At 51.7% G+C, this 24,265-nt stretch carries 21 protein-coding genes; 6 read left to right on the top strand and 15 right to left on the bottom strand.

Going from position 1 to position 24,265, the window contains the following annotated elements:
* Positions 1 to 71 precede the first annotated feature (71 nt).
* The 5 genes from QN215_RS03440 to QN215_RS03420 form a co-directional block, all read right to left on the bottom strand.
* Positions 72 to 1,529 (bottom strand): D-alanyl-D-alanine carboxypeptidase/D-alanyl-D-alanine-endopeptidase, encoded by a 1,458-nt coding sequence (locus QN215_RS03440; protein ID WP_369344716.1) that lies wholly within the window; start codon positions 1,527 to 1,529, stop codon positions 72 to 74.
* A gap of 25 nt (positions 1,530 to 1,554) precedes the next feature.
* On the bottom strand, positions 1,555 to 3,192 hold the full coding sequence (locus tag QN215_RS03435; RefSeq protein ID WP_369344715.1) for an ABC transporter permease: 1,638 nt from the start codon (positions 3,190 to 3,192) through the stop codon (positions 1,555 to 1,557).
* 65 nt (positions 3,193 to 3,257) lie between these two features.
* Entirely contained in the window at positions 3,258 to 4,157 is a 900-nt protein-coding gene (locus QN215_RS03430) for an ABC transporter ATP-binding protein (RefSeq protein WP_369345047.1), read from the bottom strand.
* A gap of 70 nt (positions 4,158 to 4,227) precedes the next feature.
* Entirely contained in the window at positions 4,228 to 5,454 is a 1,227-nt protein-coding gene (locus tag QN215_RS03425) for a glycosyltransferase family 2 protein (protein ID WP_369344714.1), read from the bottom strand.
* Positions 5,454 to 6,893: an AI-2E family transporter gene (locus QN215_RS03420; protein WP_369344713.1), complete on the bottom strand. Its 1,440-nt coding sequence runs from the start codon at positions 6,891 to 6,893 to the stop codon at positions 5,454 to 5,456. The genes QN215_RS03425 and QN215_RS03420 overlap by 1 nt, the downstream gene beginning before the upstream one ends.
* 106 nt (positions 6,894 to 6,999) lie before the next feature.
* Here QN215_RS03420 and QN215_RS03415 point away from each other — a divergent pair, with 106 nt between their 5' ends.
* A complete protein-coding gene (locus QN215_RS03415) occupies positions 7,000 to 8,007 on the top strand; it encodes a glycosyltransferase family 2 protein (protein WP_369344712.1) in 1,008 nt (335 codons plus the stop codon).
* 74 nt (positions 8,008 to 8,081) lie between these two features.
* On the opposite strand, the gene QN215_RS03410 is transcribed toward QN215_RS03415, so the two are convergent.
* Positions 8,082 to 8,930 (bottom strand): helix-turn-helix domain-containing protein, encoded by an 849-nt coding sequence (locus QN215_RS03410; protein ID WP_369345046.1) that lies wholly within the window; start codon positions 8,928 to 8,930, stop codon positions 8,082 to 8,084.
* 330 nt (positions 8,931 to 9,260) lie between these two features.
* Between QN215_RS03410 and QN215_RS03405 the strand changes: the two genes are divergently transcribed.
* The 4 genes from QN215_RS03405 to QN215_RS03390 all read left to right on the top strand — a co-directional run bounded on the left by QN215_RS03405 (position 9,261) and on the right by QN215_RS03390 (position 14,511).
* Entirely contained in the window at positions 9,261 to 10,106 is an 846-nt protein-coding gene (locus QN215_RS03405; protein WP_369345045.1) for an aldo/keto reductase, read from the top strand.
* Between the two features lie 217 nt (positions 10,107 to 10,323).
* Complete coding sequence (locus QN215_RS03400; RefSeq protein ID WP_369344711.1) at positions 10,324 to 11,925, top strand: phytoene desaturase family protein; 1,602 nt, start codon at positions 10,324 to 10,326, stop codon at positions 11,923 to 11,925.
* Positions 11,918 to 13,021, top strand: a complete 1,104-nt coding sequence (locus tag QN215_RS03395; protein WP_369344710.1) for a phytoene/squalene synthase family protein — start codon at positions 11,918 to 11,920, stop codon at positions 13,019 to 13,021. Before QN215_RS03400 ends, QN215_RS03395 begins: the two co-directional genes overlap by 8 nt.
* Entirely contained in the window at positions 13,009 to 14,511 is a 1,503-nt protein-coding gene (locus QN215_RS03390) for a DUF92 domain-containing protein (RefSeq protein WP_369344709.1), read from the top strand. The genes QN215_RS03395 and QN215_RS03390 overlap by 13 nt, the downstream gene beginning before the upstream one ends.
* 39 nt (positions 14,512 to 14,550) lie before the next feature.
* Here QN215_RS03390 and QN215_RS03385 read toward each other — a convergent pair whose 3' ends face one another.
* Positions 14,551 to 15,789, bottom strand: coding sequence for an alpha-amylase family protein (locus QN215_RS03385; protein WP_369344708.1), 1,239 nt, complete (start codon positions 15,787 to 15,789; stop codon positions 14,551 to 14,553).
* A 785-nt stretch (positions 15,790 to 16,574) separates the two neighbouring features.
* Between QN215_RS03385 and QN215_RS03380 the strand changes: the two genes are divergently transcribed.
* On the top strand, positions 16,575 to 17,348 hold the full coding sequence (locus tag QN215_RS03380) for a (S)-acetoin forming diacetyl reductase (RefSeq protein WP_369344707.1): 774 nt from the start codon (positions 16,575 to 16,577) through the stop codon (positions 17,346 to 17,348).
* Positions 17,349 to 17,485: 137 nt separating this feature from the next.
* Here QN215_RS03380 and ptsP read toward each other — a convergent pair whose 3' ends face one another.
* The 8 genes from ptsP to QN215_RS03340 form a co-directional block, all read right to left on the bottom strand.
* A complete protein-coding gene (gene ptsP / locus QN215_RS03375; RefSeq protein WP_369344706.1) occupies positions 17,486 to 19,102 on the bottom strand; it encodes a phosphoenolpyruvate--protein phosphotransferase in 1,617 nt (538 codons plus the stop codon).
* Positions 19,099 to 19,359 (bottom strand): HPr family phosphocarrier protein, encoded by a 261-nt coding sequence (locus QN215_RS03370; protein ID WP_369344705.1) that lies wholly within the window; start codon positions 19,357 to 19,359, stop codon positions 19,099 to 19,101. The genes ptsP and QN215_RS03370 overlap by 4 nt, the downstream gene beginning before the upstream one ends.
* Before the next feature lie 167 nt (positions 19,360 to 19,526).
* Entirely contained in the window at positions 19,527 to 20,255 is a 729-nt protein-coding gene (alsE, locus tag QN215_RS03365) for a D-allulose 6-phosphate 3-epimerase (RefSeq protein WP_369344704.1), read from the bottom strand.
* A gap of 28 nt (positions 20,256 to 20,283) precedes the next feature.
* Positions 20,284 to 21,399 (bottom strand): PTS fructose transporter subunit IIC, encoded by a 1,116-nt coding sequence (locus tag QN215_RS03360; RefSeq protein ID WP_369344703.1) that lies wholly within the window; start codon positions 21,397 to 21,399, stop codon positions 20,284 to 20,286.
* Between the two features lie 36 nt (positions 21,400 to 21,435).
* A complete protein-coding gene (locus QN215_RS03355; RefSeq protein WP_369344702.1) occupies positions 21,436 to 21,747 on the bottom strand; it encodes a PTS fructose transporter subunit IIB in 312 nt (103 codons plus the stop codon).
* A 24-nt stretch (positions 21,748 to 21,771) separates the two neighbouring features.
* The gene (locus tag QN215_RS03350; protein WP_369344701.1) at positions 21,772 to 22,236 is read right to left on the bottom strand and encodes a PTS sugar transporter subunit IIA; all 465 of its coding nucleotides are present in this window, start codon (positions 22,234 to 22,236) and stop codon (positions 21,772 to 21,774) included.
* Entirely contained in the window at positions 22,166 to 22,690 is a 525-nt protein-coding gene (locus QN215_RS03345) for a PTS sugar transporter subunit IIA (RefSeq protein ID WP_369344700.1), read from the bottom strand. Before QN215_RS03345 ends, QN215_RS03350 begins: the two co-directional genes overlap by 71 nt.
* Entirely contained in the window at positions 22,687 to 24,210 is a 1,524-nt protein-coding gene (locus tag QN215_RS03340; RefSeq protein WP_369344699.1) for a transcription antiterminator, read from the bottom strand. The genes QN215_RS03345 and QN215_RS03340 overlap by 4 nt, the downstream gene beginning before the upstream one ends.
* Positions 24,211 to 24,265 lie beyond the last annotated feature (55 nt).

Here is a 24,265-nt window from a genome sequence, read left to right as displayed (position 1 = left end):
AGTCTGAGCAGCGCTGCCCATAACAGATTGCGCACTACCGATTGCAAGTGACACATGATGACTTGTCCAGGTCACAGATTCGGCAGCTTGGCGATGAACGCATTCACCGCCTGTTCGGCAGACCACATGTTATCGCCATTGTTGATGATGACGGCGAAGGTGAGCGCCCCTCCTCGGATTCTCGAAACGTTGCCTGCCATGGCGCTGACCGTTGAAAGGGTACCGGTTTTGACTCGAATCAGACCATTCATTGAATCGTCAGCGCTGCGAGTTCTTGCGGTTCCTACAACACCGACAATCGATAGACCTTCTGCCGCTGCGACGGCTGTTCCTCGCGCGAGCAGCTTTCCCTGAACATCCGCCAGCGTATTCACGCTCAGCGTCGAGCCCGGGCTTAATCCTGAGCTATCGGCCATATGAAGACCGTTGGTATCTATGCCTTGCTGCTTCAATACGGATTCCGTTGCAGCAGTGGCACCTGCAGGCGAGTTCGACTGGTTCAGCTTCAATGCGAGCAGCCGTCCGAACAGTTCAGCCTCGGTATTGTCTGAGTTACGCAAGGTGTATGCCATGATTTCGCCTAGCCTTGCGGAACTGACAGATGCGATGGGCGTCGAATTCGAAGGCGATCCGCCGCTCGATGCCGAACCATTAACGGTGATTCCCACTGTCGAAAGACTCGATATGAAGGTTTTCGCCGTATCCGAAGCGGTCGTTGTGGAGCGAGTGGGATACACCTCATCATTGTCAGGATTCGAAGGTTTCGCTGTATCGGTCCATTGTTTGCCGCCATCAACGGCCATCGACGAGACCGGTGCAAAATTGCGCCATTCAGCATCGTTCTGCTGTATGCCCTGGGGGATTCGGTCAGAGCCGAAAAGCGAGTCATCATAGCTCAGCGTCACTTGGGAAATCCCTCGCTGCTTCAAAGCCTCTGCGGTGCGCGAGGCGAGCGTTGCCAATCCTGCACGGCCATTGACATGATTCGGGTCGTTTTCACCGGTGCCCAGCAGCATGTCACCGCTGCCTTGCAGAACCAGTTGTGGAGTACCGTTTGCGGGTTGCACTAGAAACACCTTGGTATCCAGTGTCGATCCCATATCCAAGGTCGATGCGGCAGCGAAGGCTGTCAACGTCTTCATGGTAGAGGCCGGTTCTCGGGCCGTTGAGGCGTTGAGCTCGGCAACCGTCGAGCCACTGGAATCTCGAATGATTGCGGAAATTTGAGAACCTACCCCCTGGGCGCTCTTCAAGGCGTTCAACAGATCGGAAGCCTGCTGAGCATTGATGGCAGTTCCTGCCTCGAGCTTGTCATCAATGGTTGCGGCAGCGTAGGGCGTGCGAATTCCAGGTGCCACATAGTGGGAAAAACCCGTATTGGTCAACACTCCGGGAGCATATCCATAGATATCGGCAACGATGTAGCCAGCAGAGACTGCAGCGGTCAGCACAGCGGTGCATGCGATGCGCCAGAAGCTGCGATGTGGATGCACCTGTTCGACAGACGTCTCCGAGCTGTGTTCAAACACCGAACCTCAATTCCTGTGCAGCTCGTTAACGCTGCAATTGCGCAAAATGGTTCAACGTTGCCACTATCTTCAGCTGGCGCGCGTCCATGATTCTACCTCCCAAGACTACGCCAAGCCATAGCACCAGCAATCCGTTGACCAGCGCAACGGGAATAGCTATCCACAGGAAGCCCATCCCTGAAAGAACGGCGAGCACAATGATCGTCACAGCCGTAGGAGTCATCACCAATCCGGTGGCAAGCATGGGAATGAATGGCAGGAAGCCCTGTGACAGCGCACGGCCCTGGGGTGAAGAGAACGGCTTTTTCAGGCTGGCTACCGGGTACATGAACATGCAGGAGCACACCTCTGCAACGCCAACACTCGCCAGATACATGCCGACCGCGCAGAGGGCGCACACCGTCCCGATCATCATGTACTGCCCGTCACGAAGGTTATAGACAACGAGGCTCACCGCCCCTATCAGGAGCATGTAGATGGCTCCCAGCACTGCAAGAACGCGGGCGCGTCCAATACGATCATCAATGCCACGCACACCCATCTGGACATGCATGGTCATGCCCATGCCGTCGTATGCCAGACCATTTGATTCTGGCATCATCATGAACATGGCCGACATCAGGGGCGCGGCGAAAACCATTTCGGACAGAGTACCCGATTGCAGCGAAAACAGCCCCAAGAAGATCACGGGCATCAGCAGCACCATCGCCTGTCGAGGATCACGCAGCAGGTATGTCAGATAGCGTGCCGATACAGCGCCCGACACGGAATCCGGCATCCAGGAGAATGAACCTATGCCCTTGCTCAGCACCACCTTTTCCGCTGCACCGGCAACCATGCGCTCACGTCGCATCAGCCACATCGATGCCATGAAGCACAAGCACCATGTGAGGAAAAGAATGAGCACACGAACCAAGGCCATCAGCCAGTTGCCTGTCAAGGCGTCAAAGGGCAGCTGGAAGGCTGCACCGAAAGGTGTCCATCCAAGAACGTTGGAAAACCCAGTGAACCAACCGAGCTGAAGCTTCTGGATCCCAAATGAATTGATAACGATGTTTGGAGTATTCGCCACCAGGATGAAGATCAGAATAATCGCAATATAGAGCATGCTCTGACTGCGCTTTGATTGCAGCAGAGTCGAAGCTGCAGACATGATCAGCCTCGACAGACTCACAATGGTGATGACTGCACATGGCGCGGCAATCAGGGAAACGACAACAGTGGGCAGACCAAAGGAACGATATATCAACGAAATCAGGAAAGCTACGGCAAGACTGGTGATGCCAGGAACACCGCAAAGTCCAGAAAGCGTAAGCCCGAATTGGAGGTCGCGATCGCGTATGCCAAAAATTTCAAACCGGTCAGCACTCAAGGTTGAACCCTGACCGAACAGCATCAATTGCAGAATTATCGTCATCAGAAATGCAAAGGTGCCACCAACCACCATCACCGTATTCATGATGAGTAGCGAAGATACGCCGTTCACGTCGGAATGCTCCGAGACAAGCGAACCGATCTCCCATGCACCCCTGCCAACACCAACGATGCAGGCCAGCGCAACGACGATGCCCACAATAAAGCCGATCGTCTGCCATGAGGACTTTCGCAGATACGCCCAAGTGAGCGACCAGCGCAGTCGGATTACGAGCATTGCAATACGCATATCATTCCATTTCCCTTGCCACCGTCCAGAGCAGACAGCATGCTGCTATTCCCCTATGTAGCTGCCTATTTCGTTGCAGAATCCGTTGCGGAACCATCTGTGGTTGTTTCAGCTGTTGTGGCTGTTGCTGCTGTTGCTGCTGTTGTACCGCCACCCTGCAGCCATGCGATGTGCGCTGCCTGATGCCTTCCACCTACCAGTTGCAGGAATCGATCCTCAAGATCCTCTCCCGCGGCCACTTGGTCAATCGTCCCGTCAGCCTTGACCTGACCGTTGGCAATCACCGCAACATGCGTGCACATTTTCTCGACGAGCGCCATCACATGTGAAGAAATGATCACGGTGCCTCCGGTCTGTGCGTATTCGACCAGAATGTCCTTGAGATTCGCGCTTGAAACCGGATCGACGGATTCAAAGGGTTCATCGAGCACAAGCACTCGTGGACTATGAATCATGGCGGTTGCCAGGCAGATCTTCTTCATCATGCCGGAAGAGTATTCGGCGACCATAAGATTGCGGGCATCCTCCAGATCGAAGGCTACGAGCAGATCATTGGTTCGCTGCTGCGCTTCGGCGCGTTTCATTCCTCGCAGCATTCCTGAATACATCAGCAGCTGCATGCCGGTCAGCCGGTCGAAAACCTGGGAAGGCTGAGGCATTACCCCGATCATGTTCTTCACCTTGCTGGTCTCGCGCCAGACATCGACGCCAAGAACCGTGGCAACGCCGGCATCCGGTATCAGCATGCCGGTGGCCATGTTCAACGTGGTCGTTTTTCCTGCACCATTGGGGCCGACGATCCCATAGAAGGATCCGACAGGAATATCGAGTGAAAGACCGTTCACGGCAACTGTCGAGCCATAGTATTTCGCCAGTCCGCGCAACGACATGGCCGCGCTGCCATTGGGCATCATCATGTCAGGGGCATAATTCTGATCTTGGCTGTTGGAAGGGATTTGAGGCATGGCAAGGCCAGGTGTGTCAATCATGGTATCAGCATAACATCCGTGAATCATGCCTCCTGGAGCACTGCCGTTAATGTCCGTGATGTTCGATTGGCTTCCACTCCGGCTTCGAGAAGATGGCTTGGAAGGAAATGGGGATGTAGCTCAGCATATAGATCGGGAAGCTCAGGCAATATGCAAACAGTTCCTTGTTCGAAGCACCGATGCGATTGCGCTCGGCAATGATCGTCATGGCGGCGAGTCCCATCATCGAAAACATGCTCAGCACGATGCTGGTCATGTAGCCAGAGATCGTGCTCAGTTGCGTCGATAGCGTGGTGAAACCGCATGCGACGAAGATCATCGAAAGAACGACGCGAAGCGCTCCAAAAGCGGTGAAGGGGCATATGAGCAGGGTCAAATCGACGGCCGAAAAATCTCGCTCCCGTATTGCACGACGCATCAGGCTTGGCCCGTAAAAGCGGAAGACTTCGAGGAATCCCTTGCTCCATCGCACGCGCTGACGCCAGCTCTGCTTGAATGTCACAGGCTGCTCGTCATAGAGAATCGCCGTCCCGCAGTATCCGATTCTGTCTCCATGCAGAATCGAGTCCATCGTGAATTCCAGATCTTCGGTCAGCAGATGGAATTTCCAACCGTTGTTTCTCTCCATGATTTCCTTGGAGAACATGAATCCTGTGCCTCCAACATGGCAGCTGGATCCGAGGACCATACGCGATGAGTTCAGAAAACGCGATTCGCGGATGAACCAGAGAGCAGAGCCGGAAGAGACCCAGTTCACCGAGAAATTCACCGAATTTCGATAGCTGGTCAAAATCTTGAATCCGGACTGGAAAGCCTTGTTCATCTCTTCGATATAGCGCTTGTGCAGCAGATTGTCCGCGTCGAACACGAAATAGGCGTCATAGATCTGGCTCATCCGTGATTCGTTGATCTGGTTGAGCAGAAAAGTCAGAGCATATCCTTTGCCAATCTGGTCGAGATCATGGCGTTCGACCACATGGCAGCCCATGCTCCGCGCCAACCCAGCAGTGTCATCGGTGCAATTGTCAGCGACGAGCCATATGTCGATCAGATCGATGGGGTACGACTGGGAATGAATCGAACGAATCAGATTGCCGACGACCAGTTCTTCGTTTCTGGCGGAAATCAGCACCGCGTAATGCTTATCCATCGGCACATCCTTGAAGGTGACCGGTTTGGATACGAAGGACGTGAGGATGCACACCGCCTGATAGATGATGCTGACGATTCCGAGTATCCAGAGCAGACAGTCCAACACAACAAGAATTGCCATCAATGCCACCTATTCCGAGGATTATCGTCACGCGACCTGTCTGCGCCATCCGGCGAGGTCTTCGTTTTGTCTGAGTTTGCGCCCAAGGATGTATTCTTAGCTTTTTTTTGCGGAATTGCAACAGTTTCCGATGTGTCTAAATCTTGCATGGTCTGCTGGTGCTGGGATGTGTCCTGCGCGTCACCGCTGACTGACTCACTGTGAATGCGGGAGCTCGAACCGCGCGCCGCGCGCGGCATGCGCTCGGCGACAGGTTTGATGACATGCTCGTTGAACGCCTCGGCCCCTGCAATGACCTTAGACTTCTTCACCGGTTTCGGATCGTGGAGCAGTGGCGAATCAATCAAGTCGTAATGCTTCGTGTATGCCTTGAATATGGCTTGGAAGCTTGCCGCAATAGGCAGGGCGAGGAATGCGCCGAGAGCGCCAAACACCGCGCCAATGCCCAACACCGAAAGAAAGGCGACTGCTGGGTTCAGGTCCATCGTGCGTTGAGATATCTTCGGCACGAAAATGAGATTCTCTATCTGCTGGTAGATGATGATGTATATCAGAATGGCAACCGCCTGCGTCAGTCCGACGCTTGCCCATGCAACCACGATTGGCAGTGCCCCGCCGATATAGGTGCCGATGGTAGGCACGAACTGTGCCACCAGCCCACAGAAGAGGGAAAGTGGCAGCCAGTATGGTACGTGGAGAATGACGAGGAACACTATCAGGCAGACGCTGTTGATGACTGCCAGAATGATGCGGATGAACAGGAAGCTGGAGATCTGATCCTGGGCCACTGTCCAGACCATGACGAATTTTCGCTGGGATTTAGGGTTCATCCATTGGCATACGCTGCGTCGCATCTTGGGACCGGATGCCGAGATATAGAAGGTGACAAGCATCACGGTCATGAGATTCAGCACCGCACCAAGGAAGCTCACGGTTGTGGAGATCGCCTGTCCAGCGAAGTCGCGTACCCATGATGTCTGTATGCTGCCGAGAATTTCGTTGCCGAGATCGCCGATTGCGGGCAATTTCCATGATGTCTTGCTTGAGACAAGGCTGGCAATTTCTGCATAGAACTGTGGAATCCCCGAGATCATGGCGGTTGCCTGCTGCACGAACAGACTGCCGAACATCGCCGTCAACGCGAGAACCGCAATGACCAGCATGATGATGGAAACGCCTGAGGCTGCACCTCGTCTCCAACCGTGACGAACCATCATCTTGACCAATGGTTCCAAGGCCAAGGCTATGAATGTCGAAATGACAACGTCGAGAACCAGGAACTCGATTTTTCCCCATGACTTATAGACGAACCATGAGGCGAAAACTCCTATGGCGGTATAGAGCAGTGCTCTGCTATACCATTCTGGAGGCTTTCTGGGATCCCCTTTTTCGGGGAACACTGAGCCGAGATCAAATTGTTCGTTGTCTGTGGAAGTCATACCTTCCATTATCCCCATTAAAAACGACAAGGGTGGCTTCGACGCACCTGAATGCGACTGTGCTAGCCCAAGAATGCTGTATGGGCTTGCACGTAGGCTGTTATCTATGCTGACTGTTTCAATTGTCATCCCTGCATGGAACGAAGAGGAACGCATCGCTGACTGCTTGCAGAATGCTACAAGTCAAACAGTGATGCCGCACGAGGTTATTGTCGTTGACAATCGCTCAACCGATAATACTGTCATGGTCGTGAAGCAGTTCATTCATGAGCATCCCAAGGCTCATGTGCGTCTTCTCCACCAAAACAGGGAACAAGGTCTCATTCCAACCCGCAATTGGGGTTTGAATCATGCAACGGGCGATGTGCTTGGCCGCGTCGATGCCGATTGCATGCTGAAACCTGACTGGGTCGAGGTTGTTTCGGGTATCTTCACCGAAGACGACGATGCCATGGGCGCCACCGGACCCGTGGTCTACTATGATATGCCCGGCCGCAAAATTGGGTTGAAGGGCGATAACCGCATCAGGAAAAACATCTACAAGGCCGATGGAGGCCATTATCTGCTGTTCGGGTCGAATATGGCTTTGCGGGCAAGCGCTTGGAAGGCAATCTCAAAAGAGGTGTGCCGCGATGAATCCGATGTGATGCACGAAGACGTCGACGTTTCCCTGCATCTGCTCGGCAAAGGGTTCGAAACCGTCTATTCCCCCCGCATGATCGTGGGCATGAGTGCACGCAGAATCGACACGTCGCTTTCGTCATTCAGAAGATATATGAAACGCTTCCGCAATACCTTTGACGCTCACCCTCAGCATTGGCGCACGGATAAGCCTGAGCATACGCTGTTCGCGCTGTACCCCATTCTTCGAACCTTCTATCCCGCCTATCAGAAGTATCTTGGCCTTCGTGACATCAATCCTGCCGAACGTGTATGGGTTCGTGAACAGATGGACATGATGCAGCGCGATGAGGACGATGCAATTGCATCAGCCACGTATGGCGACACCTTCGATGACGGAACGCGCGATGAAAGAACAGGCAATGAAACAATGCAGGCCGCTGCAAGCGGTCAGTCTGACGAGGAGCGGCAGGAACTCAGCGTCAGACGTTAGCACTGTTGGACTGCTTACTCCCCGCTCGTTCACCGTTCGCTTGCTGGCCGAATCGGAGAATCAGGATTGTGTTCTCAATTTCTCAATTTTTCAATCGACTCAATGTCTGGGTTGGAATGAGGGTCGCGCTTCCAGTCAATGATTGTGCACAATTCCAGCAGCAGGCTTTCAATGTCAAGATCCGGATCAATCAATCGTTGAACGAGCAGACCGTCAGTCACTGCATTGAAGATGCGGTTGAGATCGCTTGGCTCGAGTTTTGAACTGACGATGCCCCTCTTTTGCAGTCGCTTCAACATCGGAACGGAGATTGCCGATGAAATGTTTCTGCGTTCCATGAAGTAGGCGTGCGCTGGGTTGCTTTTGTCTGCGGCCTTCACCGACATGTACGAGTACAGTTCCACCAGTCCTGGAACCTGCGCCTTATGCGCCATGATGCCCACCAGACGGGAGAGCACATCGACGTGTTCGCTCGACTGTGCAGTCATGAGCTTCGCCTGGTCTTCGAAGAGCTTGCCCGTGCCTTCGGACAATTGAGCAATGGAAAGCTTCGACCCGTTCTGCTTGCGGTTGGTTGCTGCAGCAGCAGTTTCGGATGATACAGCTTCTGGACTTGAATCTGAACTTGAATCTGAATCGGTACCGGAGTCCCGGGAGCTCTCCCGGCCATCTTCCGATTCGTCATTCTTGCATGTCGTCTCAGTGCCACTAGGTCGGATTGCGCTGTTTTCCGTGTTCAGTCGGAACAGTTCGTATAGTTCATTCTTGTCGTTTTCACGCAGTATTTCGACGTACAGATCATCCTTCGTCCCGAAATAGTGCAAGAGACCGGCTTCGGAAAGGTTGACGGACTCAGCGAGTTCTCGAAGCTTGGTCGATTCAAAGCCATTTTCCGCAATGAGCTTTAGTGCCTGACTGAGAATTTCTTGACGTTTGAGTACTCCTTTAGAATAAGATCCGCGTTTTTTGTCATTCCTATGATTCTATAATAACATATAGAACTGAAGGTCTGGAATTGTCGAGTTTCATACATGTCTGAATCTATCTTTCAGCACAATAAATTTTCATGAAATTCTCATGCCTATTGTTATGAGAACACCTATGTTGTGAGAACACCTACGTTGTGAGAGCACATGCACGTTGCTGCTCGGACAGCTGCACGAATATGAAAAACAGTACATGAATCGGCTACATGAGAGGACTCGACAGTGAGCGAAATACAAGACGAACGGCAAGCACTAGACCACAATTTCATGAATCCGCCAGACATTCCAGTCAGAACATCACACAGCGGTCTGAAACTCCCCGCAATCGGTTTCGGCACTTACAGAATCAACGGTTTTGATGGCATCGAAGCCATCACGTCTGCCCTGCGAGTTGGCTATCGACTGATCGACAGCGCGTATAACTACGAGAATGAGGGAATCGTCGGTCGCGCAATCCGCGAGTCCGGCATCGCTCGTGAAGACATTCAGGTCACCAGCAAGCTTCCCGGCCGACATCAGGATTACGATGGTGCGCGCGCAACGATTGAAGAAAGCGTCGCACGCATGGGTCTCGACTACATCGACCTGTATCTGATTCATTGGCCGAACCCTTCGAAAGGGCAATACACCGACGCATGGCGAGCGCTTGTTGACGCTCGGCAGCAAGGCATCGTCAAGCATATCGGGGTGAGCAACTTTCTGCCCGGCCATATCGATATGCTCATTCATTCGACCGGCGTTGCCCCTGAGGTGAATCAGATCGAGCTGCACCCCTACTTCCAGCAGACGACGCAGCGTGCCTATGACAAGACCCACGGTATCATCACCGAGGCTTGGAGTCCGCTGGGCCGTGCCAATCAGATGCTTAAGGATACGACCTTGACGGCCATTGCAAAGAAACATGACATTTCCGTGGTGCAGGCAATCCTTCGCTGGCATCTGCAGATTGGCGATGTCTGCATACCCAAGTCGGTTGACCCGGAACGTCAGCGAGCCAACATCGACGTGACCGGCTTCACCCTCGATGGCGACGACATGATGCAGATCGCCACTCTTGACAATCCTGAAGGACGTTCGTTTGCCCAGAACCCACAATGGTACGAAGAGTTCTAGCAGTCTGTGAACGCTGCAGAGCATCGGTCTTATCGCTTTCCCGCGCGTTTTGCATTGCCGCCTTGAACGCTTTTGTAGCGATTTCTCGGTAGAATCGTTATCGGTAGGGCTTGGAAGGCCCAACGTTGGGGTCAAATCTTGGGGTCAAAAGCTGGGTTCAAAAAGTTGTGTGTACCAGTTGGATTCGATAGTAAGTGCACGAGTAGGGGCGGAATACTTGGGGAAGAAAGTTGTGGTCGTTGGAGCCGGAATCGGCGGATTGTCGGCAGCCATTCGTTTGCAGCATGCGGGATATTCGGTTGAGATCTATGAGAAGCAAAGCATGCCGGGTGGCAAGATGCATCAGATTCGTGAACAGGGTTTCACCTTTGACGTTGGTCCGACACTGGTGATGATGCCTTCAATCTATCAAGACATTTTCCGGCTGTGCGACCGCAATCCGGACGACTACATTCCCATGACGCGCTTGGATCCGATGTATGAGGTCTTCTTCGAGGGTAGTCCGATGCGTCACTATGCGATCAACAACAACCTTCCCGACCTGATGAAGCTGGTCGAGAGCAAAGGCCCCGAAAATGCCAAGGGATTCCTTGACTATCTCAGCACTCTCTATACCCGATATCAGGTGGCGTATCAGCATTTCATCACCAGACCGTTCCGTCATCGACGCGATATCTACAATCCATACATGCTCGTTCAGGCGATGAAGCTGAAAACCTTCGACAGTGCCGATCATCTGATGGCCCAGTTCATGCCTGACCAGGATCTGCAACGCATGCTGAGCTTCCAGACCTTGTATATCGGCGTTTCACCCACCAACGGCCCTTCGCTCTATAACATCATTCCGATGATCGAACTGCTCTATGGCATCTGGTTCATCAAGGGTGGCATGCATACGATGGCCGAGCAGATGGCCAGACTGTTCGAAGAAATCGGTGGCAAGATTCATTACAATGCCAATGTTCAGCGGATAATGACCTCCGATGATGGCAATCAGGGCAAGTCTGGCGACAAGGCTTCGGGTACAGCTCAAAGCAGCGGGCAGAGCGAGGTCAAGGGAATTCACGTCAGAGGTATTGAGGTCACAGGCATTGAAGTCGATGGCCGGCTTGTAGACGCTCCTTATGTGGTCTGCAACGCCGACTTTCCCTATGCGATGAAGCATCTTATCGACAGCCCAAAGGTACGTGGCAAGTATTCGCCGAAGAAAATCGACAAGATGGACTATTCATGCTCCTGTCTGGTGTTCTATTGGGGAGTGAAGGGCACGTATGACAAGCTTTCGACACATAATTTCGTCATTTCATCACAGTATGACGAGAATCTCCGCAGCATCTTTGACGGCACCGAGATTCAGCAACCTTCGATATATCTGCATATTCCGACCCAGACCGATACGAGCATGGCTCCGGCAGGCATGTCCACGTTCTATGCGCTGCTCCCCATCTCCGAGCTGGGAACGGCGCAGTACGAATGGAACGAGCAGACCGTGAAGCTGTACCGCGATAAGGTTCTGGAGGCGCTCACGCAGCTCCCCGGCCTCGAAAACCTCGAGGAAGACATCATATTCGAGAAGGTTGCCACCCCTCAAGACTTCGAGCACGAGTTCAATGCGTATCGAGGAGCCACCTTCGGACTGCAGCCCACCCTGCGGCAGAGCAATCACTGGCGACCACAGGCAAAAGCCAAGCATTGCAAGGGATTATATTTTACCGGCAGCAGCACACATCCAGGTGCGGGCGTGCCCATCGTGATGCAAAGCGGTAAAATCTGCGCGGAAGAACTGCGTCGAGACGAGAAGGGCGACACTTTTGAGTGACGGCCATGATGACAACAACCGGCATGCTGCAGATGATGCACCAAAGCAAGCCACACCCGACTTTTCAATAGATGCTGACGCGGAATCCTCTTCGATTACCTTGGAACAATCCTTCGAGGCAGCTCGCTCAATCATGCAGACACAGGCCGTAAGCTTCTATCAGGCTTTCAAGAGACTGCCAGAAGACCGCTTTCAGGCCGTAACTGCGGTCTACGCTTTCTGCCGTTATGCCGATGATCTGGTAGACGAAGGAGGCAGCGCCGTTCTGCCGAAGCTCGACGATCTGGAAGCGTCAGTCCGCACACTCTTTGAATCGGCACCATTCAGAGGTACCCCAATGAGTACGGACGGCAACAATGTTCACTCTGACTCTCAAGACGACAGTCCGAACCGTAAAAGTCCCAGTGCACTCATCGCTCCCACGCTGGCGTGGTGGCCGGCATTCGTCGCCAGCGTTCAGCGGTATGGCGTGCAGAAGCGTGGACTCCTGATGCAGATTCAAGGGCAACGAATGGACGCGGACTTCCATGACATCACATCCACTCACGAACTCATCGAATATTCACGTCTGGTCGCAGCTTCAGTCGGCATCGTGCTGGTTCCGATTCTCGTGAATGACAGGCATGCCCTTCTCGATGCGGATTTCATCGAGGCGTGCGAAAAATTGGGCATCGCCATGCAGATCACCAATATTCTGCGCGATGTGGGAGAAGATATCCGCGAGCGCAATCGTGTCTACATTCCTCATGATCTGCTTGAATCGTATGGCATTACGCGAGATCTTCTCGTCTCGCTCGCTCACGGCAGGAATGATGCACAACCCGAGGCAATACCCGAGGCGTTTGTATCATTGTGGGAACGGCTTGCAACCCTTGCCGATCAGTACTATCTGCCGTATGAGCGTTATATCGACCACTTCCATAAGTCCGCTCGCATGCCCCTCATCGTTGCGGCAAAACTCTATCAGGCCATTGAGCAGGCAGTTCGCGATCAGTCGTATGACTGCTTCACCAGACGTTGCTATACCAGCAAGGCAACGCGTCTGCGCATCGTTTCCGAAATCCAGCTACGGGAGAAAGCATCATGGAAAATATAGTGAGTCTGGCCATTTCACTGGCATACATTCTGCTGGTGCTGGGCTTGGCGACTCTCGTTGCACGCATTCAGGGCGGTCGCAGCGAATATTCTCGCAAGCTTGTGCATATCCTGGTTGGCAACTGGGTGTTCATCACGCCCTTCTTCACATCGCTGTGGGCGGTTGCCTTGGTGCCCTTCACCTTCATTATCGTGAACGCACTGAGCATTCGCTTCCATTTCTTCAAGGCCATGACGCGAGAGCATGAGAATCTTGGCACCGTATATTATGCGTTCAGCATGTTCGCTCTCAGCTCGGCTGCCTACTTGCTTGGCTGGAAGGAACTGGCCTTCATCGGTCTGCTCACCATGGCGTATGGCGATGGCTTCGCCTCACTGGTTGGTGGACGCTGGGGCAAGCACCACCCCTTCTCCTTTGCGCGGGAGAAATCCCTTGAAGGCAGCATAACCGTTGCCGTCGCAGCATTTCTCGTAACCCTGGCCTGCATCGCGCTGATTCCCGAACTGCACAGCGACCTCAAAACGACCTTCTATAGCTGGCAATACGGCGACAGCGTATCAATGCGCATTTTCATTGCCGAATCGATACTGATTGCATTGGCGACTGGAATTTTTGCCGCATTCGTTGAACTCACCGGAAAGCACGGGTGCGACAATCTTTCAGTCCCGATTGCCACAGGTCTCTTTGCCTCGCTGCTGCTACGCTATGGATCCATTGGCATGACACTCTATCTGCTTGTGGCACTCGCCATCCTGATCTATGCCTTTCGCAAATCGGCAATCACGGCGGATGGAATCGTTGCTGCCGAACTCACCGCTGCCACGCTCTATGCATTCTCTTCAATCTGGGTGGCCGGAAGTCTCCTGCTGTTCTTCGTTGCCGGTTCGATGGTGTCGAAAATTAGCAATTCAAGAAAGAGGAAGGGCGAAAGTCGTCAGGCCGATACTGGTGCCAGAAATTGGAAGCAGGTCCTATGCAATTCGCTTCCTGCCTGCGTTGCCTTATGGGTTTCACATTTCTCGCAGAACACGAACACTGCGGCGCTGATTTGTTTCAGCGTTTTCGCTGCTGCTTGCGCCGACACATTTTCTTCAGAAATCGGCATGCTCAGCAGCGGCAAAGTGCTGAATCTGATCAACCTCAAGTCTGTGCCCAACGGTACTTCAGGCGGTGTCACGCTTTTGGGCGTCGCGGCCGGAATCGTGGGAAGCGCCTTGCTCGCCATACCCAGTGCCGGTCAGTATGGAATTCGCGGATTCTTTTTTGTTCTCGTTCTCGGCTTCTTTGGAACGCTTATCGATAGTGCGTTGGGTTCAACGATTCAGCAGCGTTTCGCGGACAGCAGGGGCGAACTCATGGATGCGCCGGCATATCCTCGGCAGCGCGCAACGGTCGGCATTGCATACGCCAGCAATAACGCGGTCAACATGCTCACGCTTATCGTGATCTGCATATCCGCATACTTCCTCAAAGGCTTGGTCATTCCCTGAATCCACATGCAAGTCTTGGAAACAGGGAACCGTGTGGGACTACATGGCGAAGCTCAGCACGGAACTGTTGGATAGATGCACGTCTGCTCGCGGATGTGGGTCGAGCTGGAGATCGACGCTGAGCGTCTCGCCATGCTCACCTTTGGATTCGTAAGTGTAATGACGGTTTTGCAGCAGCGTTGACTTCGTGCGCGCCCGAGCCAGCCACGGGTTGGCCTTGCGCAACGCTATCAAAGAACGATAGATGCCGAATATGCGCGATTGGGATTCATTCAGCTCATCGCTTGGCTTTGGTGTGGCCGGGAACTCCGGGCGCACCGCATCGTCGCCGCCGAGACGATCCTCCTTCACTCCGGTCATGCCGAGCTCGTCGCCGTAGTAGATCGAGGGTACTCCCCCAACGGTGAGCAGAATCACGCATGCCAGGACCGCCTTTTCAATCCCGACTTTGCTTGCAATGCGAGTCACGTCATGATTGCCGATGAAGGTTTGGGGAGTGCATGCATCCATGAACTCGTCATGGCGTTGAAGAGACCAGTCCAGCTCGAAGAAATTCCCATCTTTCAGAGAACTCCATACCGCCTTCCACAGCTCATACTGCGTCAAGGAATCGAAGCCACTCTCGCGAATCACCGTCGGATAATCCGCTTGAATCACCTCACCCATGAACCAGACCTTCGGAAATTTGGCACGTACTTCGGGCAGGACATGCTGCCAGAAATGCACGTCCGTCGTATACGCGGCATCCAGTCTCCATGCGCTGATGCCCTTGGCGAGCCAAAATTCCATGACATCACGAACCAGTTGCGCCACACGAGGCGAATCATGATTCAGCTCCGGCAGCGAAGCATGGCCCTCGAACTTCACATAGTCGGGATCGCCCTGATCGTTGCGCCGGATCGTGAACATATCCTGATCACCGAGATCGGCAAATGCTCGTTGGAAAGCGGGAAATCCAGTACCCACATGATTGAACACGCCGTCGAGCATCACGGCGATGCCACGATCCTTGCAAGCGCGCATCAGATCGTCAAAATCGTTGAGATCGCCGAGCCGGGGGTCTATCGAGAAAAAGTCAGTCGTGTCATAGCCGTGGGTCTGCGAAGTGAAGATTGGCCCAAGCAGCAGTCCATTGACTCCAAGATCGTTCATGTAATCAAGCCAGGGAATGAGCCGACGAAGCCTGTGCGTCAGAACTCGCTGCGATGCGGCTTCCGGGCGGATCGGAGCACCAAGGAATCCCAAGGGGTACACATGCCACCAGATGGTTGTTTCCATGGAAGCGTTCGTTGACCGGCTCCCTTTCTCCATAACTTTCCCCCTCGATAGCAGCTGCATATGCAATGTGCTGCACGCAGTTTTGAGCACCTCTCATTGACGCATGACCCTGTGGTCTAACATACTCAAAATGGTTGAATCTCAGGTGCTCACATACCCGATGTATTCTACACTCCGAGAAGAAATCCATGGTGACAGCTCAGCTTGTAGCAGTTGTGGCAGGTATAGCGTCTGTTTCGCGCAAAAGCCTCTACCATGTCATCAAGGACGACGATTGTATCTCCGAACCCACCAACAAGCGGTCATGAAAGCAGTGAAAACGCTCGGACATCATCCAAACCTTCTTGTCTGCGCCCTTGCAGGGGAAAAGATGGGGTTCATAGGAGCAATTCCAGCCCCAAACCCATCATAATTGCGTCATTTCACTCGAGGATGCGAGTTTTGTTGCCTTTTCTGCGAACAACTGTCAAGAGCCGCTAAATATGGGTCGGAAAATGCCTAAAAACAGGGGGTATAGCTCATAAAGGCAACAAAACTCGCATGCTCTGAGAAAATACGAGCATGGGGATGACGATTCAGCGAAAATCGAGGCTGTTTTCATCGAAAATTCACATCTGGACGATCAGATGCTCGCCCTAATCGTCAAGCCGAGGAATCTGCGCTGTATCGCATGACACGCACATATGAACAGCGTTTAAGGCTTTGCTGGATATAGAGTGGACACGTCGCACGCAATAGGGCGCGAGACTTCGAAAGACGTGAAGCAACCAGAAGGGGTTTGCATCATGAACAAAGAAGTAGCATGCATAACAGGTTCGGCACAAGGCATTGGCGAGGCCATCGCCCGGCGATTGGTCAAAGATGGCTTTGCCGTCGCCATCGCCGATTTGAATCTCGAAATGGCTCAGAAGGTGGCTGACTCCATCAATGATGATGGTGGTGAGGCAGCAGCCTTCAAGGTTGACGTTTCCGACCGTGAAGGATTCACACAGACACTCGAAGCTGCAGCGGACAAGCTCGGAGATTTCAACGTGCTGGTCAACAATGCGGGGATTGCTCCCACCACACCAATAGACACCATCACCCCCGAAATGTTCGACAAGGTCTATCACATCAATGTCGCATCCTGCATCTGGGGCATGCAGGCAGCAACGGCACTGTTCAAGGGCAAAGGTCATGGAGGCAAGATCATCAATGCAGCCAGTCAGGCTGGGGTCGTCGGAAATGCCAACCTGATGCTCTACAGTTCCACGAAATTCGCGATTCGTGGACTTACCCAAGTCGCAGCCAAGGATCTTGCCAAGGACGGCATCACCGCCAATGCCTACGCTCCAGGCATCGTAAAGACCCCAATGATGATGGACATTGCCCATCATGTTGCCCAAAACGCCGGTAAGGATGACGAGTGGGGCATGAGCACCTTCTCCAAGGACATCACGCTCGGGCGTCTCAGCGAACCATCGGATGTGGCGAACGCGGTCTCATTCCTCGCTGGACACGATTCGGACTACATCACCGGCCAAACGCTGATCGTTGACGGCGGCATGCAATTCCAGTGAACTTCGGTGTAAAAGCCGCGAATTCATGAACTCACTAATTCATGTATTCGCGAAAGTGAACAACACCTGATGGAACTAAGCAGCCTTTTCAGAACCCGCTTTGTTCCATCAGTTGAACACACGACTTGCTCATTGACTCAAGCCTCGAGGATTGCCTTTCTCAGAGGAAGGATGCTGCTTGGCGACACTGACAGTTCATCGATACCTATGTTGAGGAAGGTCTGTGTGAGAGAAGGATCTGCTCCAAGCTCTCCACATATGCCGCACCAGATGTCGTGATGATGTGCGGCTTCGGCCGCCATGCTGATCATGCGAAGCACCGCCGGCGAATGTGGGTCTGCGAAACGCGTAAGATTGGCGTTTTGACGGTCACATGCCAAGGTGTACTGCGTGAGATCATTTGTCCCTATCGAGAAGAAATCGACCTCCGCGGCAAGTTCCTCTGCCATGATCACCGATGCAGGCGTCTCAATCATTATTCCAACCTGCATGTCATGATTGAAATCTATATGCTTATCGTCCAATTCTGTTTTCACTTCTTCAACGATTGCCTTGGCATCCAGCACTTCTTGCACGGAGGTAATCATGGGAAGCATTATCGCGACATTCCCGTATGCCGAGGCTCTGAGAATCGCTCTTAGCTGGACCTTGAATATTTCGGGCTCCGTAAGACAAATTCGTATTGCCCTATATCCCAACGCAGGATTTTCCTCAGCTTTGAGACCGAAGTAATCGGCTTGCTTGTCAGCCCCAATGTCCAAGGTTCGAATGACGACTTGCTTCTGCTGCATCCTTTCGGCAACCTCCCGATAAGCCTTGAACTGCGTTTCCTCACTAGGAAAGTCTTCACTTTCCAAGTAAAGGAATTCGCTTCGGAACAGCCCGATCCCTTCTGCATCATTGTTCATCACTGCATCCATATCGGATGGACGACCGATGTTTGCGAACAGCCTGACCGTCTGTCCAGCGCGAGTTTCAGTCTTCTTGCCTTTCAGAGATTTCAACATCTGGATGTGGCTCTCGTATTGCTTGTTCTTCAGCTCATACCGCTTCATCGTGTCAGGATCTGGATCGATGACGACTTCACCCGTGAAACCATCAATCGCCAACACGTGCCCCTCGACGTCGGAGTTGAGAGCGTCGCCGACACCAATAATCGCCGGTAACCCCATGGTACGTGCGAGAATTGCAGTATGTGAGTTTGTGCTACCTTGCGATGTCACAAACCCCATAACAGAATTCCGATCAAGCTGTGCTGTCTGGCTTGGTACAAGATTCTCTGCAGCAATGATCAGTGGTTCTTCACCAAAGGTCATGTCAGCATTGCCTGTGCCCTCTAGAATCCCAATGACTCGCTGAGACACATCTTTGACGTCGCTGGCCCGTTCCTTCATATAGGCATTATCCATCTTGGCAAAAACCGAAGCGAATCGTTCGCCAACCTCTTGTACAGCAGCCTCGGCATTGACATGCTTGCGGATAATGGACTCAATCTGGTCAGTGAAATCAGGATCCTTGAGCATCAATGAGTGAGAGCGGAACAGCTCTGCCTTGTCTTCTCCCAACTCTCCAGCCGTCTTTCTGTACAACGCATCGAGCTGGGATACAGCGGCATCCATTGCATCATGAAGCCGGCCGATCTCTGAATCTACATTGTCGATAACTCTATGTTCAGAGTGTTCGGCTCCCGATAAAAACCGCACTGCCCCCATGGCGATGCCAGCAGATACCCCAGTCCCCTTCAATATCTTCATAGCGACTCCTTCAAGAAAGTCTGAAGCCCCAATGATGCCTCTTGTGCATCATTGCCATCGATGACGATTCGAATGGTGTCACCTTGAGATGCACCCATGCTTAGTACACTGAAAATGCGCTTGGCATCGACGCTTGCACCATTGAAAACAATAGTGATGTTCGATTGATATTCCTGAGCCTTTTGAACAAGCAGCCCTGCCGGCCGCGCATGTATTCCGTTGGGATCGCGGATTTCGAAATCAAATTCTGTTCTCATTGTTTCTCCATTTGCTTATCAATAACGTTCCACGGATGCTTGGCTCCTGACAACCACGTTGTGTGCAGGGGCCGAGCATCGGATTTGTTTGCGCATTTAGTCTTCACTTCTAGGCACAATTCGACTTTTGACGCACACGCATATCACATGGTGCACGCTTCAACCGATTAACGTCGAGACTGGTACTTTCCATTGTCAAACCGATACCCGGTAGTCTGTTCGTATTCTTCGACCATCTGAGACCAGGAATCTTCGATGTTGTCGGTCAAACCAAATAGACCACTTCGACCTATGACATATACATCGGGGTTCGCGTCAGAGATCATCTTCCAATGCTTGAGATTGGTGGAACCGTCCATTTCTATCTCGTAGGACAAATCGCTTTCTTCGCGAATTCGACGGAGTTCGACTATCTTTGACAGCGTGCCTGCGAGGAACTTCTGTCCAGCGAATCCAGGATCGATGGTCATCACGGTTATCTTGTCAATCACATCGATATACGGTTTGATGATGTCAATCTGCGTTTCAGGATTCAGCACCACGCCTGCCTTCAGACCTGCTGCATGAATATCATCAATCATGCTGAATGCGACGCCATTGGCAACCTCCGATGGAAAGCAGATGTAATCACATTTCACATCAATCAATTTCTTCACCCATACAGGAGCGTCGGTTACCATCATATGCGCCGACAGCGGCAGCGACGACACTTTCCTCACCTGTTCGATAAACCATGGCGATAGCGTGATATTAGGAACGAAATGGCCATCCATGATATCGACATGATACGAATTGACTTTGCCGTCCAGGAAGGTGATCTCTTCTTTGAATTGGTCCAAATCCATCGTCATCAATGAAGGCGACAGTTGGATTCTGCGTTCTTTGACATTAGTCATACTTTTTCCTCTTACCTAGTTTCGAAACTCACATTATTTGGATGTCGTCAAGAGCGACATCTTTTTCTTCAGTTGCAATGTCACCCTTAAGACCTGAGCCCTGCCCTACATCCCTTTTGATGACTGCATAGACACATCCAGTCACAAGAATGTTCGCGCCGATCGCCAGAAGTCCTGCAGTCCAATTTGATCCCATCGTGGGCAACATGAGGAAACCACCAAACGGTACTGTGGCACCTTCTCCTTGTGTCATGGTCATCAAGACCGCACCTTCGACCATGCCACCGCATCCTGCCGCGATGACTCCACGAACCAGATCGTTCAACACGATGGGAATGATGCCTTCGACGATGTTGACGACACCCATCGGCACCGCTGACTTAAGTGTTTCGATTTCTTCATGAGTGTAAATGTTCTTGCGAAGCAGCTTTGCAACGAAGAATGCGAGGCCAAAGCCAATTGGCGTGGCTGTGTTCGTGAGCTGCAGCGCCGTTACAGGACCGTTGATGCCTTGCGCCTGCAATGTCAGGGCGAAAGCGAAGGCGGTTTTGTTAATGGGCCCACCAAAATCAACGATGCTCAATGCGCCGAGAAGACCGCCGAACACAAGATTCGATGCACCATTCATGCTTGTCAGCAGAGCCGTCAGCCAGCCTGTAAACCAGGAAATAGGCGTTCCTATGACATATACCATAATGAGACCACTGAGGAATGAGGCAAGGAATGGGACGATAAGCGTTGGCATCAAACCTTTCGCCCATTGAGGCACCTTGAAATATCTTAAAACGCCGACCGCAAGCCAGCCTGCGACATATCCGCCAACGAGCCCGCCAATGAATCCGGCACTGATGGATACTGCTGCAAGGCCAGTCACGAAACCTGGCGCAATTCCTGGCTTCCCTGCAATCGAGAAAGCAATGCCCGTCGCAATGATGACAGGGAGTAGGCCAAGAGCCTTGCCACCCAGAGTCGCCAGGGCTTGGAAGAAATCGAACTTTCCTATTATCAGAGCATCTTGACTCTTACCTCCAAATGCCATGCCAATGGCAATGAGGAATCCTGCTCCACATACGATAGGAATGAGATACGAGATTGCGGTCAGAAGATGACCTTTAAAATTAGCCTGTTTCCAGAATGTTTTCATGATGACACCTTTGTCTGTTGTGATATTGATTCTGCGTTACTCGTTAGCGATTTCGTGCAGTTTGGCTAACAATTTACGCGGGGATTTGATTGCCGTATCAGTGGATACTTTGACTACCTTCTTCCCCGCAAAACGAGATTCGTTGGCTATCTTGATATCCACCGCAAGAAGTATGATGCTTGCTTCTTCGATGTCCTTCTCACTCAGCACATTTTCAATGCCAATGGTTCCTTGAGTTTCGACCTTGATCGAGTCGCCGGTTGCCTTGGCTGCATCTTCCAACTTCTGTTGGGCGAGATAGGTGTGTGCGATACCTATGGTGCATGCACTCACTGCTGCAATTTTCATGATGATTTCCTTGTCGTAATTCGGTTATTCATTCAAAAAGGCGTCGATCACTTGATCCACGTCGGTTGCCTTGAGCAGCCTGTCAGTCACACTCTCTTTCGCGAGCTGCCTCGCAAAGAGCGAAAGAAGCTTGAGATGTTCTTGGGAATTTTCACCACTCGCACCTACCGCAAACAGCACGACAACTTTCGCCCCTGTTGAATCAAGAGATTCCCAACTGATTTCGTGGCGAAGAATTGCGATGGCTACCCCATTCCTCTGTACCGTGGCACTTCTTCCATGAGGAATTGCAATGCTGTTTCCTATTCCAGTAGCACCTTGCGCTTCGCGCTCATTCACTGACCGTATGAAGTCGTCCTTGGACTGTATATACTTGCATTTCAGCAGACTTTCTGTCAGAGAATCGATTACGTCACGCTTACTCTCTGCCTCCAGATTTGTAAGTATGATGTTGCGATCCAATACTTCCCGGATTGATATTTCCCCCATTGACTGCTCCTTCATGAGATGTAAATTGTTGATTGTCTATCATTGTTTTCACTGCCAGTTCAGAACCAGTTGAAAGAAGCTCCATAACCCTGTCGTCTGCCAACAGCCGAAAGAACGCCTTCAATTCCCGGGACTCGTGGTTACTCAAATGCTCCGGAAGTAGGATGAATATGAAACGGTCAACTGTACAGCCCGCTTGCCAGTCGGAGATTGGTTTCTTTGTCTTGACGTAGGCAATAACGGTTGTGAGAATGCCTCCGCTCTGTGCATGCGGCAAAGCCAATGTCTGCGACAGAAGCGTATTCCCTTGCCGTTCACGTGCGTTCAGCGCTTGCACGATCTGGGTTTGATTCGTTATGTCACCAATCTTTGCAAGCAAGCTGATCGATTCGTTCAGGAATGTGTCTCGTCGATATGAGGGAAGTTCGATATCCCAATACATGCGTATGTTCATCTCGCACCGTCCCCACTGCGAATGCTTTCGACAAGTGATTCAAGACGCTCCTGATCTGAGATCGTGAGCATGGCACTCACCACCAAACTCGGAATCCTGATTGAAGAAGGAAGCTCAATGGTGGAGACCACCAATTCAATTTCCTCGTGCCGTTTCAACACGGACTGCAAATCTCTCAAAGCAACAGTCTCGACGACATGCAAACCCGAGAAACGGCGTTGAATCTTGGATCTGAGCAGTTGAGACGTTCCCAATCCCGTAGTGCACACCAAAAGAATGTCAATCTGATAGTTGCTTTCCAACGACTGGGCGAAATACACAGTGATGAATCCAACTTCTTCGTCATTGATGGCATTCAGGCTGAACTGTGAGGAAAGCAGAGCGCATGCGTTCTTCACGACTTCAAAAAGATGGGGATACTCGAATCTGATCTGCTCAAGAAGATTGTTGGAGACGGAAATATTGTTGCTGAGCCTATTCAACAGAGGCCGAATGTGCTTCGCAAGATTATTGAACAAATCTCCACTCTGCACATTGAGATATTCCGAGTTCTCACTCACGCGTTCAATCAAAAAGTCAGTAACCTCGGTGACCTGCTCTGAAAAGCAGTCGTCATCAGACGGATCCGTATTGAATCTCGAAGAAATGAGATATTGGTACAGGTTATATACTTCGGATTCGTCCAGCGTCGTGTCTAGATATGCGTTGAAATTGTCGATTATCTGACTGGACACTCTCACGATTTCGGGATATCGGCTCATCAGCTTCGAATAATTCTCTGTTCCGCTCTTTTGCAAGCTGCCCGCAGAACGGAATCTCACGATGAGAATGTACAAATGAGAAAAAATGTTAACACTGTACGGATATGATATTTCTGTATGCAGCAGGTTCTCTATCAATTGCAATTGTCTGGAAACAAAAGCTCGATCCCGTGACTGCTTGTATTTATCCGTTTCCAAAGCATGAGTTTCTATTACATCATTATTCGGGATAAGCAGGCTATTAATTGCCTTACGAATATTCGACTCTGATCCGATGACCTGGAGATAGTCAAATTTTCTTGTCAGCCCCAAGCCAAAGCCTTTCAGCATTGAACGAAGTATTTTAATATCCATCGATATCGTTGAATTACTGACATAAAATTGAGACCAAATCTGGCTGATTTCGCAGAGTTGCGGCGCAAAAAGGAGCAGCTTTCTGAGAGCCCAGTTCCTTCTTTCGACTGATGTCAGGTGTGTTGGCGTGAGCGTTTCATTGAAAAGCTCGTCGACAGGATACACATTTTGGGCAATCAGCCTGTAGCCTTTGCCTCTACGTGATTCAATGACTGTGCCACCTTGCGCATGGTTATTGATTTCTTTCACAGTTCGTGAAATTGTTTTTGTTGAGACACAAAGCATTTTGGACAGTTCCAACCCGGAAACAAATCCATGTCGATGCGTTAAACGATTGATTAACGGTTTTTCAACTTCGAATGTCACGATGTGCCTCCTTACACATTTCCAGTATATGAATGGCATTCGTGACGGAGACGCCTACAGACAGTACGATCCAGTCCGTTGGCAAGGGACATTA

This window comes from Bifidobacterium sp. WK041_4_12 (genome assembly GCF_041080795.1).
GTDB classification, from domain to species: Bacteria; Actinomycetota; Actinomycetes; order Actinomycetales; family Bifidobacteriaceae; genus Bombiscardovia; species Bombiscardovia aquikefiricola.
The sequence above is the reverse complement of the archived record's forward strand: the minus strand, read 5'-3'. Positions and strand labels throughout refer to the sequence as shown.